12 protein-coding genes, 1 tRNA gene and 1 pseudogene are annotated in these 14,628 nt (G+C 72.2%); 10 read left to right on the forward strand and 4 right to left on the reverse strand.

The window, feature by feature from the left end; all coding sequences use genetic code 11:
- Positions 1–53: 53 nt before the first annotated feature.
- From purE to IT355_19945, 5 genes are all read left to right on the forward strand, one after another.
- The gene (purE, locus tag IT355_19925) at positions 54–620 is read left to right on the forward strand and encodes a 5-(carboxyamino)imidazole ribonucleotide mutase (protein ID MCC7055551.1); all 567 of its coding nucleotides are present in this window, start codon (positions 54–56) and stop codon (positions 618–620) included.
- Entirely contained in the window at positions 617–1,756 is a 1,140-nt protein-coding gene (purK, locus tag IT355_19930; protein ID MCC7055552.1) for a 5-(carboxyamino)imidazole ribonucleotide synthase, read from the forward strand. Before purE ends, purK begins: the two co-directional genes overlap by 4 nt.
- 112 nt (positions 1,757–1,868) lie before the next feature.
- Positions 1,869–2,927 carry a hypothetical protein gene (locus tag IT355_19935; GenBank protein ID MCC7055553.1) on the forward strand — a complete coding sequence of 353 codons (1,059 nt, stop codon included), beginning with the start codon at positions 1,869–1,871 and terminating at the stop codon, positions 2,925–2,927.
- Positions 2,924–3,430: a cyclic pyranopterin monophosphate synthase MoaC gene (moaC, locus tag IT355_19940; protein ID MCC7055554.1), complete on the forward strand. Its 507-nt coding sequence runs from the start codon at positions 2,924–2,926 to the stop codon at positions 3,428–3,430. Before IT355_19935 ends, moaC begins: the two co-directional genes overlap by 4 nt.
- 32 nt (positions 3,431–3,462) lie before the next feature.
- Positions 3,463–4,302 (forward strand): lytic transglycosylase domain-containing protein, encoded by an 840-nt coding sequence (locus IT355_19945; protein MCC7055555.1) that lies wholly within the window; start codon positions 3,463–3,465, stop codon positions 4,300–4,302.
- A 243-nt stretch (positions 4,303–4,545) separates the two neighbouring features.
- On the opposite strand, the gene IT355_19950 is transcribed toward IT355_19945, so the two are convergent.
- Positions 4,546–6,387: a transglycosylase SLT domain-containing protein gene (locus tag IT355_19950; GenBank protein MCC7055556.1), complete on the reverse strand. Its 1,842-nt coding sequence runs from the start codon at positions 6,385–6,387 to the stop codon at positions 4,546–4,548.
- A 203-nt stretch (positions 6,388–6,590) separates the two neighbouring features.
- On the opposite strand from IT355_19950, the gene IT355_19955 reads away from it, so the two are divergent.
- On the forward strand, positions 6,591–7,529 hold the full coding sequence (locus IT355_19955; GenBank protein ID MCC7055557.1) for a serine hydrolase: 939 nt from the start codon (positions 6,591–6,593) through the stop codon (positions 7,527–7,529).
- A 12-nt stretch (positions 7,530–7,541) separates the two neighbouring features.
- Here IT355_19955 and IT355_19960 read toward each other — a convergent pair whose 3' ends face one another.
- Positions 7,542–8,060 carry a phosphatase PAP2 family protein gene (locus IT355_19960; protein ID MCC7055558.1) on the reverse strand — a complete coding sequence of 173 codons (519 nt, stop codon included), beginning with the start codon at positions 8,058–8,060 and terminating at the stop codon, positions 7,542–7,544.
- A 212-nt stretch (positions 8,061–8,272) separates the two neighbouring features.
- On the reverse strand, positions 8,273–8,719 hold the full coding sequence (locus IT355_19965) for a pyridoxamine 5'-phosphate oxidase family protein (protein MCC7055559.1): 447 nt from the start codon (positions 8,717–8,719) through the stop codon (positions 8,273–8,275).
- A gap of 127 nt (positions 8,720–8,846) precedes the next feature.
- On the opposite strand from IT355_19965, the gene IT355_19970 reads away from it, so the two are divergent.
- From IT355_19970 to IT355_19985, 4 genes are all read left to right on the forward strand, one after another.
- Complete coding sequence (locus IT355_19970) at positions 8,847–11,282, forward strand: NAD(P)-binding protein (protein ID MCC7055560.1); 2,436 nt, start codon at positions 8,847–8,849, stop codon at positions 11,280–11,282.
- A gap of 73 nt (positions 11,283–11,355) precedes the next feature.
- Positions 11,356–12,507, forward strand: coding sequence for a hypothetical protein (locus IT355_19975; protein MCC7055561.1), 1,152 nt, complete (start codon positions 11,356–11,358; stop codon positions 12,505–12,507).
- Positions 12,508–12,546: 39 nt separating this feature from the next.
- Positions 12,547–13,359, forward strand: a complete 813-nt coding sequence (locus IT355_19980; GenBank protein MCC7055562.1) for a YdcF family protein — start codon at positions 12,547–12,549, stop codon at positions 13,357–13,359.
- A 73-nt stretch (positions 13,360–13,432) separates the two neighbouring features.
- A tRNA-Lys gene (locus IT355_19985) sits at positions 13,433–13,505 on the forward strand.
- Between the two features lie 124 nt (positions 13,506–13,629).
- On the opposite strand, the pseudogene IT355_19990 reads toward IT355_19985, so the two are convergent.
- Positions 13,630–14,508: pseudogene (locus IT355_19990) on the reverse strand (hypothetical protein).
- Between the last annotated feature and the right edge of the window lie 120 nt (positions 14,509–14,628).

Below are 14,628 nucleotides of genomic sequence, written 5' to 3' on the forward strand. Positions count from 1 at the left end.
TGAGGCGTCATTGATTAGAACTAACTTATCATCGCGGATACACCATCGACAGCATGCGGTGCCCGGACGGCGCAGACCGGCACCGGCCACGCCATATTTGCCTCGTGACGACTCCTACCGACAGACCTGCGCCGCTCGTCGGCGTCGTGATGGGCAGCGCCAGCGACTTCCCCGTGCTCGCGCCCGCCGTCGAACTCCTCGAACAGTTCGGCGTCCCGCATGAGGTCCGCGTCGTCTCGGCGCACCGCACGCCCGACCAGATGTTCGGCTACGCCGAGTCCGCGCATGGCCGCGGACTGCGCGTGATCATCGCCGCCGCCGGCGGCGCCGCGCACCTCCCCGGGATGCTCGCCGCCAAGACCCTCGTGCCCATCATCGGAGTGCCCGTCGCCGCCACCGCGCTCGCCGGCATCGACGCCCTCCTCTCCATCGTGCAGATGCCCAGGGGCATCCCCGTGGCCACCGTCGCCATCGGCAAGCCCGGCGCCGCCAACGCCGCCCTGCTCGCCATGCAGATCCTCGCCACCACCGACCCCGGCCTGCACGACGCACTCGCCACCTGGCGCGCCGCCCGCACCCAGGACGTGCTCGACCATCCCGACCCGCGCACCACCGCATGACCACCATCCTGCCCGGCGCCACGATCGGGTTCCTCGGCGGCGGGCAGCTCGCACGCATGGCGGCACTCGCCGCTCGATCCATGGGCTACGGCGTGCACGTGCTCGACCCCGATCCCGACTGCCCCGCCGCCCCCGTCGCCTCACACGTCGTCACCGCCCGCTACGACGACGCAGACGCCGCCGCCGCCTTCGCGCGCACCTGCGACGTCCTCACCCTCGACATCGAACAGGTCGCCACCGCCAGCATCACCGCCGCCAGCGTGCACGCCCCCGTGCACCCGGCCGCCGCACCGATCCACATCATCCAGGATCGCGGGCGCCAGAAGCAGTGGCTCCTGGACAACGGCTTCCCCGTCGCACCGTTCCGCATCGCCCACACCGCGGGCGACGTCGCCGACGCCTTCGAGACCCTCGGGCGCAGCATCGCCAAGACCACCGCCGGCGGCTACGACGGACGCGGACAGGCGCGCATCCGCTCCGCGCACGACCTCGATGCCGCCGGCGCCCTCACCCGCCAGGCCACCGTCGTCGTCGAACAGTGGATCGAGCTGGCCGGCGAACTGTCGGTGATGGTCGCCCGCAGCAGCACCGGCGAGGTGCGCACCTTCCCGGTCTCGTGGAACCACCACGACAACGGCGTCCTCACCTGGGCCATGACCCCCGCCCCGGTCAGCGATGTCACCACCGCCGCGGCAATCACCCTGGCGTCGGCCATCGCGGAAGAACTGGGCATCGTCGGGCTCCTCGCCGTCGAACTCTTCGTCACCGGCGACGACGCGCTGCTCGTCAACGAACTCGCCCCACGACCGCACAACACCTTCCACGCCACCGAGCGGGCCTGCATCACCAGCCAGTTCGAGCAGCAGGTCCGCGCCGTCTGCGGCCTCCCGCTCGGCAGCACGGCCCTCCTCTCCGCAGGCGCCATCGTCAACCTCCTCGGCGACCTCTGGGAACCGCACGGCGAACAGCCACACTGGACCTCCGCCCTCGAGGTCGCCGGCGTCCGGCTCCACCTCTACGGGAAGAAGCTCGCCAAGCCGGGCCGCAAGATGGGCCACCTTTCGGCAGTCGGCCCAACGCCAGAGGCCGCCCGCGACGCCGTGCTCGACGCATACGCCCGCCTGCTCCCGCACTGAGCGCCCCCCGCGGCGCCGGCGTGACCCGGCGCCGCAGTGTTCTGCGCCGGCATGCGCCCGAACAGACCGGCGCGACCTGTCCCCCGCGCCAGCCCATCCACACCTTTCCCGCATGCCTCTCTCACCGCTCGTGGGACACGATGCGCTGCGCCAGCGATTCAGTGACGCCATCGCCAGACGCACCATGCCCGGATCCCTCCTCCTCCACGGACGGAGGGGCGTCGGCAAGCAGCGCCTCGCCCTCTGGCTCGCGCAGGCCCTGCTCTGTGCCGGCGCAGCCCCCCCATGCTGCTCCTGTCAGGCCTGCCGATACGCCGCCGACCTCACCCACCCCGACCTGTACTGGTTCTTCCCCGTCCCGAGAGCCGACATCGCCGACTCCTCAGCCGACGAAGTGATCTCGTACATGCGCGGGGCCATGCGAGACCGGGCCGCCGCCGGAGGCCGCTGGGGACCCTCCAGCGGCAGCGACGCAATCTTCCTCGAGATGATCCGCTCCCTCGTGCGCACCGCCGTCAGCGCCCCCGCCATGGCCACCCGCAAGGTGATGATCCTCGGCGATGCCGACCGCATGATCGCGCAGGAGGGCGCCGACCAGGCCGCGAACGCCCTCCTCAAGCTCCTCGAGGAACCCCTCCCCGACACCACCATCATCCTCACCTCCAGCGAGGCTGGAGCCCTCCTCCCCACCATCCGCTCCCGCGTGGTGTCGGTGCGCGTCGCGCCGCTCCCCCCCGCCGACATGCGCGCCTGGTCCGTCCTCCCCGAGACCGCCGGCGCCATCGGCCGCACCGACGACGCCGCGATCACCCGCGCCGCCGGCGCCCCCGGCGCCCTGCTCGGCGGGGCGTCGCACGAGGCCGCAGCCGCACACGCCGGCCACTGGCTCAAGGCGCTCCGCGGCGACGCCGCCGACCGCTTCGCCGCCATCCTCACCGAAAAGGCCGCCGGCGCCCGCGGCGGATTCTCCGACGCCCTCGACGCCCTCGAAACCACCCTCCATGACCGGCTTCGCCCAGCCGTCGAGTCCGGTTCACCGGGTTCGGCCGGTCTCGCCAGGGCGCAGGATGCCATCGAGACCGCCCGCGACCGCGCCGCACACAACGTCAACCCCGCCCTCATCACCGCCGAACTGCTCCGGCAGCTCGACCGCGCCGGGATCCGCGGATGACCCCGGGCGAACTCAGCCATATTGACAGCCAGGGGAACGCCCGGATGGTTGACGTCTCGGTCAAGCCCGACACCCACCGGGTGGCCGTGGCAACTGGAGCGATCCGGATGGCACCCGCTACATTTGACCTCATCCAGCGGCAAGCGCTTCCGAAGGGGGACGTGCTGACCGTGGCAAGAGTTGCCGGAATCCAGGCCGCCAAGCGGACCGCTGACCTGATTCCCCTCTGCCATCCACTCGCCCTGCGTGGTGTGGATATTGCCTTTCAGATGGATGAGGCTCTTCCCGGCTGTCGTGTCTCCGCACAAGTGCGGACCACGGGACCGACGGGAGTCGAGATGGAAGCGTTGACCGCCGTGTCCGTCGCACTGCTGACGGTGTACGACATGGCCAAGGCCGTCGATCGGGACATGGTCCTGCTCGATATCCGGGTGGAGTCGAAGGACGGAGGGCGCTCTGGATCCTGGCGCCGTTCGCCACCGGAGGATGCCGGCGAGCCATGAGGCGGCCTGCCAGCGTCTTCTCTTGATATGCGATGCGTTCCGCCGGGCTGCCGGCGGAGTGTTTCGCGCCACTGGCGCTGACGCGCCGGACGGCCGGGGACGCACCCGGCGAGCCGGTGTGGCGCGCCCCTGACGCGAGGTTGCTCGACATGCACGACCTGAGAGGTACCTACGTTCACCGCGGAGACAACGAGCGGCTGCGCCGCCGGTTCCGCCGCTGGATCATCGCCGGAGGCGCACTCGTCTCCGTCGGCATGGCCGCCCGCCGGCCCGTGGTGCTCGATGCCCGCGCCGAAGCGGCGACCCCCGTCGCCGCCTCCAGCTCCACCGCCCGCGTGGCCTCGCTGGCTGACCGCCTGCACGCCGCCACGACCGCCCGGAAGGCCACCCAGCGCCTGCAGCGCTGGAACAAGATCTACACCCTCGCCCATCGCTGGATGGTCGACACCGAACTCGCCCGCGCCATCCACGATGCCGCCGTCGAAGCCGGACTCGATCCCGAACTCGCCTTCCGCGTCGTCAACGTCGAGAGCCAGTTCAAGGAGCACGCCACCAGCCACGTCGGCGCCGCCGGCCTGACCCAGGTCATGCTCCCCACCGCTCGCTACTACGACCGCAACATCACCAAGGCCAAGCTCTACGAGCGCGAGACCAACCTGCGCATCGGCTTCCACTACCTGCGCGACCTCATCGACGAGCGCCGCGGCAACGTCAAGCTCGCCCTCCTCACCTACAACCGCGGTGGCCTTGCGGTCGAGACCGAGCTCTCACTCGGCCTCGATCCGTCCAACGGCTACGACACCAAGGTCATGCGCGGCTACAAGGGCGCCGCACGCATCCGGAGCGTCTCGGCGTCCCGCGCCAACGACTGACCTGAACGGGGCCCACTGCCCCGCAGCACGAGGAAGGGGCGCACCATCGCGTGGTGCGCCCCTTCTCGCATTCTGCCCGGACGACAGCCGCCATTCCGGACCGCCATGTCCGTTGAATCCCGTCTGCGCCCAGCACGGTCCGGACTCCGTCCAAGCGGGCGAGTGCGGTGCCGCCGGGAGCACCCGGTCGATCCGCGCGCCAAGACCACCCTCCCCGACCCCGCGCGCGCCGCGCCCAACCTTTCAGCGCTGCCGGGCGCGCCCCTTCTTCGGCGTCGCGGCCGGCCGGCGGGTGGAGCGCGGTGCCGCCTTTCTGGCAGACCGCTGGCTCCGGGACGGCTGGGCCGACCTCGCCTTGCGCGCCGGACGGGTCGCCGCGGCCGCACCGCGCCGGGCCTTGGCACCGCCGGTCGCCGCCCGAGCCGACCTCGCCGGGCTCGCCGGGCTCGGCGCCGCCGTGCAGCTCCGCACCGTGCGACGCTTCCCGCGAACCTTCACCACCCGGTTCGTGCACCGGCGCTCCGAGCTCCCCGCCCGCGCACTCCGCGTGACGGCCGCACGCCGCGCCGCAGCCACCGCCTTCTTCGATGGCCGCCGGACCACCAGCACCTGCCCGGCGCGCAGGCGGTTCCCCCGGATGCCATTCATCGCGCGCAGCGTCGCCACCGAGACGCCGCTCCGACGGGCCACGCTCGTCAGGCTCTCCCCACGTCGCACCCGCACCCGCTGCGAGACCAGCGACACCGCCGGACTGGCCCGGCTGCTGCCGAAGCGGGCGATCGACGGATCCGGCACGTCCCGCGCTCCGGCCACCGTCAGCGGCGTCGGCACACGCAGCAGCGTCCCGGCCCGCACCCGGCCACGCCGGTCGAGCGCCAGCTTCGGGTTCACCCAGCGCAAGGCGCGCACCGGCACCCCCGCCTCGTCGGCGATCGATTGCGCCGACTGCAGGCTGGCCACGCGCACCTCGCGCCACCCGGCCCGCTCCGATTCCGGCAGCGCGGCGAACGCCGTCGCGAAACCGGCACTCCGACCCACCGGCACCCGCACCTCGGTGGCCTCACCCGGCGGCGTGACACCACGCAGGAAGTGCGGGTTCAGGTCGCGGATCTCGTCGATCGACGAGCCACTCGCCTTCGCCACCGCCGCCAGCGACACCCCGCCCGCCACCATCACCGAGTCGTACGCGAACGCCGGCATCGTATCCACCCGCAAGCCGTAGCGCGCCGGCTCCTTCGCCACCATCGCCGCCGCGATCAGCTTCGGCACGTACGCCTTCGTCTCCGACGGCAGGTACTTCTGCTCCGCCAGCGCGAAGAACCGGTCCTCACCCTCCGACCCGTCCAGCTCGTCCGAGAACCGCCGCAATCCGCGCGACACGCGCCCCGGGCCGCCGTTGTACGCCGCCGCCGCCAGGTACCAGCTCCCGTACGCATCGTGCAGGTCGGTCAGGAAGTCGATCGCACCCTCCGTCGCACGCATCGGGTCGCGGCGCTCATCCACCCACCAGTCCACCCGCATTCCGATCCCGCGCGCCGTCGGCGCCATGAACTGCCACATCCCCACCGCCGCCGCGCGCGAATAGGCGTGCGGCAGGTAGCTGCTCTCGATCAGCGCGAGGTACGTCATGTCCTCGGGCAGCCCAGCCTCGCGGAACTTCCGGCGCAGCATCGCGTCGTAGCGCGTGCCGCGGCTCATGCTCCGCTCCATGTACGGACGGCCGCGTCCCGTGAAGATGCCGACGTACTGCGCCACCATCTGGTGCGTCTCGTAGCTGCGGACGTCGATGTCCCACGTCGCCCGTGCATCGGGCGCCATGGGGCCCGCTGCGGCAGCCGGCGCGGCGGCCACGGGGGCCGCCTCGAAGATTGCCGCGGCCCGCTGCACCACCTCGGAATCGGAGACCACCGGTGTGGCCGTCGTGTCGACGCGCCGGGCGGTGTCCGCCGCTGCGGGTGGTCCGGGCATCACCGGCACCGGTGCCGCCGCCGCGACCGTCGGCTCGGGGGCAACCACCGGTGCCGGATGGCGCGAGGCACAAGCAGTGCAGAGCAGCAGGATCGCGAGCGGTGGGCGGAATCGCATCACGGACGGTGTGGCAGTGGTGGACGGAACGGGTCGAAGCTGTCGAGTCTAGCAGTCCCGAGCGAGGCGCGGAACCGAGCGCGCCCGGCTCCGTCCAGCTGCGACTGACCGTCCGGTCGCTCGGTCACGCCGCCCCACGGGTTGGGCACCGCGACGGCCCCACGGTTGCCTGCCACCCGGCGCGGGCATAGCCTCGTCGCACCATGCTCCCGATCCGGACCATCTCGCTCCACGCCGCCGCCTGCGGGCTGGCCATCACACTCGCCACCGGCTGCGCGACCAACCCGCCCCGCGGCGCCAGCCCTGCCCCTCCGCCGGCGGACCCGATCCCGGCCATCGAGGCGCGGGCCGCGGCCACACCCGGTGCCGTCGTCCGCCTCGCCGCCTGGCGCCTGGACGGTCGCGGCCCGCGGCTCCTGCTGCGCGCCGACTCGCTCGTCCACGCGGCCAGCACCATGAAGGTGCCCGTGATGATCACGCTCGCGCAGCGCGCCGATCGCGGCCTGCTGCAGCTCGACGGCGCCATCCCGCTCGGCAACCGGTTCGCGTCGATCGTCGACGGGTCACCCTACACCCTCGCCCGAACCGACGACTCCGACGACAGCGTCTACGCCCGCGTCGGGGAGCGCGTGAGTCTCCGCTGGCTCGCCACGCGCATGATCACGCACTCCAGCAACCTCGCCACCAACACCCTGCTCACCGTCGTCGCCGCCGACTCGGTCACGGCGGCAATGCGCGCGCTGGGCGCGACCCGGATGCTCGTGCGCCGCGGCGTGGAGGACACACCGGCCTTCCGCGCCGGCCTGAACAACGTCACCACCGCGGCCGATCTCGCCACGATCCTCGCGGCCATCGCCACCGATCGCGCCGCCTCGCCGGCGGCCTGCGCCTGGATGCGCGAGGTGCTGTTTGCGCAGGCCTACAACACCGCCATCCCCACCGGGCTGCCCGCCGGCACGCGCATCGCCCACAAGACGGGCGACATCACGCGCGTGGAGCACGATGCCGCCATCGTCTATCAGGCGGGTGACGGTGCCCCCTACGTGCTGGTCGTGCTCACCAGCGGCATCGAGAGCCAGGCGCAGGCGCGTGTGCTCATCGCCGACATCGCGCGCATCGTCCACGGCGCACTGCAGCGCTGACCGCGCCGCGCGCTACCAGAGGCGCAGCAGCCCCGCCGTCAGCAGCGCGATCGCCTGGCCCGCGATCACATCCAGCGGGTAGTGCACGCCGAGTGCCACCCGGCTGTAGCCCACCATGAGGGCGATCGGCAGCAGCCAGATGCCGAGCGACGGGTAGGTGAGTGCATACATCGCCGCCACGGCCATCGCCGCCGCGGAGTGGCCCGACGGGAAGCTGAACCGGTCCGGTGCCGGGATCATCGTGCTGCCACGGGCCGTGTCCGCGGGGCGGGCGCGGCTCACGCTGCGCTTCATGATCTGCGACACCAGGAACGCCACCAGCAGCGCCACCGCCGTGTGCGCGCCGGCATACCGCGTCCGGGGCACGCACATGCCGATCACGCAGGCCGCGATCGTCACCCGTGCACCACCGACATGCGTCATGCCCAGCCAGAACCGCCGCCAGAAGGCGGGGATGTCCGGGCTGAGGCGCAGCCGGTAGTACCAGAGCAGGTCGCGGCGAAGGAGCCGCGTGATCAGCGAGCCATTCATGCGCAGAAGACTAACCCTCCACCTGCGGATTCCGGCGTAACGAAGGCGTTTCGGGGTGGCATCGATTGCACCTACGCGGCGCCGACCCTCCGGGTTACACCGGGGGGCGTGAAATGTTTGAGGCGATGAATGGATGAGCACTCCACGCGCTCCGGCGCGCCACCACGGCGGCCGGCCGTCCGTGTTCGCCCGACAGCGGCGCGCTCAGGCGCTCAGCGCGCGCTCGACGTCGCGGCCCGCCCCTCGACGTGCGACATGTGCACGCGGAGCATCACGTGGCGCAGCGGTGTGGGGTCCGAAGGCCCGAAGCTGTCCGGTACGATGCGCCGGAACGTCTCGACGGCATGCTCCCAGCGCGCGCGCCCCTCGGCACCGTCGGTGGGATCGAGGAGCTGCACGCTGCCATGCACCACCACGCTCCGCCAGTCGAACATCCCGTTCACCTCGTCGACCTCCAGCGCCACCCACGGCTGGTGCTCGAGCATCGCCACCTTCGTGCCGTGCCCGGTGCGCATGTAGAGCCAGTCGCCGTCGGCCACGTAGTGCAGTGGCTCGATGTCCACGCGCTGCTTGTACGCGTACGCCAGCCGCCCCACGCGGTGCGACGCCAGCAGGGCGCGGCACTCTTCGGGCGTCAGCGGTCGGATGGAGATCGGCATGTCGGTGGCTCGCCTGGTGTGTGCATCCGGTCTACACCCCGTAATCTAGCGCCCGGCGGAAACGAAGTCGGCCCGCCGGCGATTCACGCCCCATCGGTCAGCGTGCCGTCCCCCTCCACCACCCGCCGTGCCCGCTCCCGACACCCTGCTCCCCCCGCACCTCGCCGAGCGCGTTGCCTGTGCGCAGGACCGTCCCGTGGCCGCTGGCGGCGAGTACGTGCTCTACTGGCTGCGCACTGCGGTCCGCGCCCACGAGAATCCGGCCCTCGATGCCGCCGTCGCCCTGGCCGCTGCGCTCCATCGCCCGCTCTTCGTCTACCACGCGCTCTCCGAACGCTACCCGTACGCCAGCGACCGGCATCACACCTTCATCCTCGAGGGCGCGCGCGACCTCTCGGCTGACCTGGCTGCGCGCGGCATCGGCACCGCGTTTCACCTCGAGCGGGACGGACATCGCGGTCCCCACCTCATGACGCTCGCACGCCGCGCTGCAGTCGTCGTCACGGAGCTGATGCCGGTGGCGCCGCTCCGCCAGTGGACGGCCGCGCTCCAAGCGGCGATCGAGGCGCCGGTGTGGCAGGTCGACACCGCCTGCACGGTGCCCGTCACGCTCACCGACCGTGCCTGGGATCGCGCGTTCGCCTACCGGGATGCCACGGCACGCCTGCGCCGCGAGCGGCTCGCGCAGCCGTGGATCGACGTGGCGCACTACGCACCGGCGTTCGTGCCGGCGCTGCCGTTCGAGCCGGTGGACCTCGCGACCGCCGACATCCCGGCGCTCGTCGCCACCTGCCGCATCGATCACGGTGTCGGCCCGGTGCCGCACACACCCGGCGGCACGCGCGCGGGCTACGCGCGCTGGTCGGCGTTCGTGGAATCGGGGCGGCTCGATCGCTACGATCGCGCCCGCAACGAGCCCACCCGCGACGACGGCGTGAGCCGCATGTCGCCGTACCTGCACTACGGCATGGTCTCGCCCTTCACGCTCGCCCGCGAGGCGATGGGCCGCGCCGGCGACGGCGCCGCCAAGTGGCTCGACGAGCTGCTCACCTGGCGCGAGCTGGCCTACACTTTCTGCCACCATCGCCCCGACCACGCCTCGGTTCACGCGCTCCCGGCCTGGGCGCGCGAGACGCTGCAGCGCCACGAGGGTGATCCGCGCACGCTGCTCGACTGGGAACGGCTGGCACGCGGCCGCACCGGCGACCGGTTCTGGGACTTGATGCAGCGTGCGCTGCTGGCGCATGGCGAGATCCACAACAACGTGCGGATGACGTGGGGCAAGGCCTTCCCGCACTGGACCCCCGATGCCGCGCGCGCGCTCGCGCTGTCCATCGACCTCAATCACCGCTACGCGCTGGACGGCCGCGACCCCGCGTCGTACGGCGGCCTGCTCTGGTGCCTTGGCCAGTTCGACCGGCCGTTCACGCCGGAGAGCGCCGTCCTCGGCGCGGTGCGCAGCCGGACCACCGCGGCGCAGGCCGAGCGCGTGAGCGTGGACCGGTACGAGAAGGCGGTGCGGCGGCCCGTGGGCTCGTCACCCCGGTCCGTTGCCATCATCGGCGCCGGACTCGCGGGGCTGATGTGTGCACGCACGCTCGCCGACCACACCCTCGACGTGACGGTGTTCGAGAAGTCGCGGGGTGCCGGCGGCCGCGCGGCCACACGACGTGACGGGGTGTGGCAGTTCGATCACGGTGCGCAATACTTCACCGTGCGTGACGCGCGTCTCGCGCCATCCCTGCACAGCTGGCAGCAGCGCGGCATCGTGGCCCCGTGGACCGGCGCGCTCGCCGTGCGCGAGGCCGGCGCCTGGCGCGACGCCGGCACACGCGTGCGCCGCTGGGTCGGTGTGCCAGGGATGAGTGCCCTCGGCCGTCATCTCGCCGCGGACCTCATCGTACAGTACCAGACCCGCGTGGCGCATATCCAGCGCGAGGGACGGCAGTGGCGTCTCGTGGACGACACCGGCGCGGACCTCGGCACCTTCGACGTCGTGCTCACCTGCGTGCCCGCGCCACAGGCGCACGACCTGCTGGCCCCGGTCGCGCCGTCACTCGCGGCGCGCACGCGCGAGGCGACGCTCCATGCCACCTGGGCCACCATGCTCGTGCTCGAGTCGCGGCCCGACGTGGCGTGGGAGGGGGCGTTCCTGAACGATGACCCGGTCCTGTCGTGGGCCAGCCGCAACGCCGGCAAGCCTGGCCGGGAGGCACACGAGACGTGGGTACTGCACGCCACGCGTGCCTGGTCAGCCGCACATCTCGAGGACGCGGGCGACAGTGTCTCGCAGGTGATGACGGAGGCGTTCGCCGCCGTCATCGGGGCGCCCATCGTGCCGGTGCACCACATCGCGCACCGCTGGCGCTACGCGCTCCCCGATCCCGTGGTGCCCGATGGTGCCCTCTTCGACGCCGGGCTCGCGCTGGGTGCCGCCGGCGACTGGTGCGGCGGTCCCCGCATCGAGGGGGCATTGCTGAGCGGGATCGCACTCGCTGGTCGCGTGCTTGCCACCGTGCGTGACACACCGCCGCAGGCACCGTTGACGCTCGCACTGACGTGACGAGTCTCCGCTGCCCGCGATCGACGCGGCCGCAGGTAGGTTTCCCCATGGCATCCCACACGCACCTCACCGCATGACGTACGCACGACAGCGGCTCTGGCTGGGCATCAGCGGGGTCGGCATCACCGTGCTGGTCGCTGCCGCCGCCGTGCTGCTCGACCTGCCACACCGCCTGATCCCGCCCGACGCCGACCGGCAGTTCACCACCGCACTCGCCGCCATCGCGCTGGTGTGGATGCTGCATGCGGCACTGCTGCTGCCGCTCGACCTGCTCGGCGGGCTGGTGGTCGTGCGCCGGCGACCGGGCGTGTTGCGGTGGGTGGCGGCGTGGCTGCGCGGGGTGACCGTGCAGTGGGCATGGTACGCGCTGGCGGCGGCGCTGCTGCTGCGCAGCGGGCAGCAGTTCGGGAAGACCGGCGCGTTGCTGGTGTTCGTGCTGCTGCAGCTCGTGCTGCTCAGCCGGCAGGCGGTGGTGGCGTGGCTGGTGGGCGGGCTGCGTGTCGCGCCGGTGTCGCCGGCGCTCGCGGCCGCCGCCGACGCCGTCGGTATCGGCACCGCCGGCGTGCGCGAGATCGACTGCGACGACCCGGCGTTCAGCGGCGCGTGGTCGGGGGCAGCGGCACAGCGGCTATGGGTGCCGCAGCAGTGGGTCGAACAGCTTGCGCCGGCGCACCTGCAGGCGGCACTCCGCCGACGGGTGGCCGTCCGCACCCTCGGGTTGCGTCGGCGTGGGGTGCTGGTGGCGATGGCGTGGAACACCATCGGCTTCGCGCTCGCGACCGCGATGCCGCGCGCCGACCTCGTGACCGCACCGGGCTTCGTCACCGTGATGGCGTGGTTCACGCTCTGGATGTTCGTCGGTGTGCTCGTCCTTCCCACGCTGTCGCGGCCCGCGGTGTTCACTGCCGATCGCGCGGCGGCGCCCCAGGATGGTGCCGACACCGTGGCGGCCACCCTCACGCAGCTCGACCGGTGGCAGGACGACGAGGACGAGCGCGACCCGCGCGTGGAGTCCGTGTTCCATCCGGTGCCGTCGCGTGGCGCACGACTGCGCGCGCTGGCCGCGGGTGATGCCGCAACGGCCGCGGTCCCGGGCGGCGGCGGTGCCTGGCACGCCACGCGGATGATGCTCTTTCTCGGGTGGGCCGGCATCGGCGGCCTCTCGCGGGCGGTGCACTGCAACGTGGGCCGTCCGGCACTGTGGGTGATGCTGCCCGCCGACTGACCGTCGTGATCTGCAGGCCCGCGCATCTACATTTGCGCCATGGCCCCGATCGCACGCTTCCGACAATCCGCCGAACTGCCCTCGCAGGGGGCACTCGTGGCGCTGCTCATCCTTGCCGCGGCGTGGCTGATCGGGATACCGGAAGCCCTCGGCGTTGCACGGCCGGCCACGATTCCCGTGGTGCTGGTGCTCGGCCTGCTGCTGGGGCGCTGGGCGCTGCGGTGGTTGTACGTGGTCCTGGCGATCGTGGCGGTGCTCGTCGCCGTCGCCGCCTGGACACCCGTCGTGCCGCAGCTGGCCGCACCGTTCGTGCGCAGTGACCGTGTGAACCTCGATTCGGTGGATGCCGTCTTCGTCTTCTCGGGCACCGTGAACTCACGCGGGCTGGTGATGGGCGAGGCGCTCGACCGTCTGCTCACCGGCATCGCGTTGCGGGCGCGCCGGCCGGCGCTGCCGCTGGTCGTCAGCAACGTGCGGGCGGACGAGCGCAGCACCGCTGCCGCGTCGGCGGCTGATCAGCGGGCGCTGATCGCACTCGTCCCTGCCAGCGGCCCGGTGGAGTGGATCGACTCAGTGGCCTCGACGCGGGACGAGGCCGTGCGCCTGACGCGCCGCGCATTCCAGGCCCGCTGGCGGCGTGTGGCGGTGGTCACCTCGCCGATGCACTCGCGCCGGGCCTGCGCCACGGTGGAGACCCTGGGCCTTGCCGTGACCTGCGTGGTGGCGCCGTGGCGCCCCTCCGGCTGGCCCGCGCGCGCACCGGCCGAGCGGCTGCTGGTGATGCGGCGCCTCACCTACGAGACGCTGGCATGGATCCAGTACCGGGTCACCGGCTGGGCGCACTGGTCGTGAGGGAATTCCGTGGCCTGGGGGTGCGGCGTCGGCAGCGACGGCCGGTCCCGGGGCGCTAGATTCCCGGCAGTGCGTCCCGATAGCTCAGCTGGTAGAGCAGCGGACTTTTAATCCGTAGGTCGTGGGTTCGATCCCCACTCGGGACATTCGCTGCGCCCCGTCACCGTCCACCCGGAACGCGGCCACCGCCTCGTGCAGCAACCGGGCGTCGTGCTGCAGCGACGCGGCCGCCGCGCTCCCCTCCTCGGAGGACGCCGCCACCGACTGCGTCACGAGGCTGATCTGCTCCACCGAGCCGCCGATCCGGCTCACGTCGTCGCGCTGTTGCGCCGTCGCCGCCGACACCTCGGCCATCACCGCGCTCACCCGCGCCGCCTGCGCGGCGATCTCCGCCAGCCGCGTCATCACCGCCTCGCGCAGCATCACGCCCTCGGCCGCACTGCGCGTGGATTCCTCGATCATCTCCGCCGTGCTGCGCGCCGCCTCCGCGCTGCGCATCGCGAGGCTCCGCACCTCGTCGGCCACCACCGCGAACCCGCGCCCCGCATCACCGGCGCGTGCCGCCTCCACCGCCGCGTTCAACGCCAGGATGTTCGTCTGGAACGCGATCGAGTCGATCGTGCGGATGATCCGCGCCGTCGCATCCGAGTTCGCCTTGATGCGTGCCATCGCCTCCGCCAGCGCCGTCATCGACGCCACGCCGGCCGCCGCGGTGCCCTCGGCACCGGCGGCCAGTGCACAGGCCTCCGACGCGCTCGCGCTCGTGCGCGCGGCGCGGCTCGTGAACTCCGCCAGGCTGGCGGAGACCTCCTCGATCGAGGCCGCCTGCTCCGAGGCACCCGCTGCCAGCACGCCACTGGCCTGGTTCAGCGCCTCAGAGGTCGACAGCACCGCCTCCCCCGACTCGATCACCGAGCGGATCGCCCGCGTCAACCCGTCCATCGCATCGTTGAAGAACCGCTGCACATCGGCGTTGCGCCCATGGAACGTCCCGTGCATGCGCGTCGTCAGGTCGCCCGCCGCGAGCCCACCCAGCGCACCACTCACGCCGTCGAGGAACGCCGTCTCCTCGCGAAGGATCGTCGTGATGCGCTCCTGGCGCGCCTCGGTCAACGCCTGGATCACGATCGCCATGTCCAGCTGCAGCATGCGCTCGAACGCGCGCTGGAACTCCTGCAGCTCCGCGACACTCGCCGCCTCCCGCGCCACCGCCGCGAACATGTGCTCCCGGATCACCTCGTACATCGCGATGAACCAGTTCGAGTCGAG

It is taken from the genome of Gemmatimonadaceae bacterium (genome assembly GCA_020851035.1).
In the GTDB taxonomy this organism is placed as follows: Bacteria; Gemmatimonadota; Gemmatimonadetes; order Gemmatimonadales; family Gemmatimonadaceae; genus JACMLX01.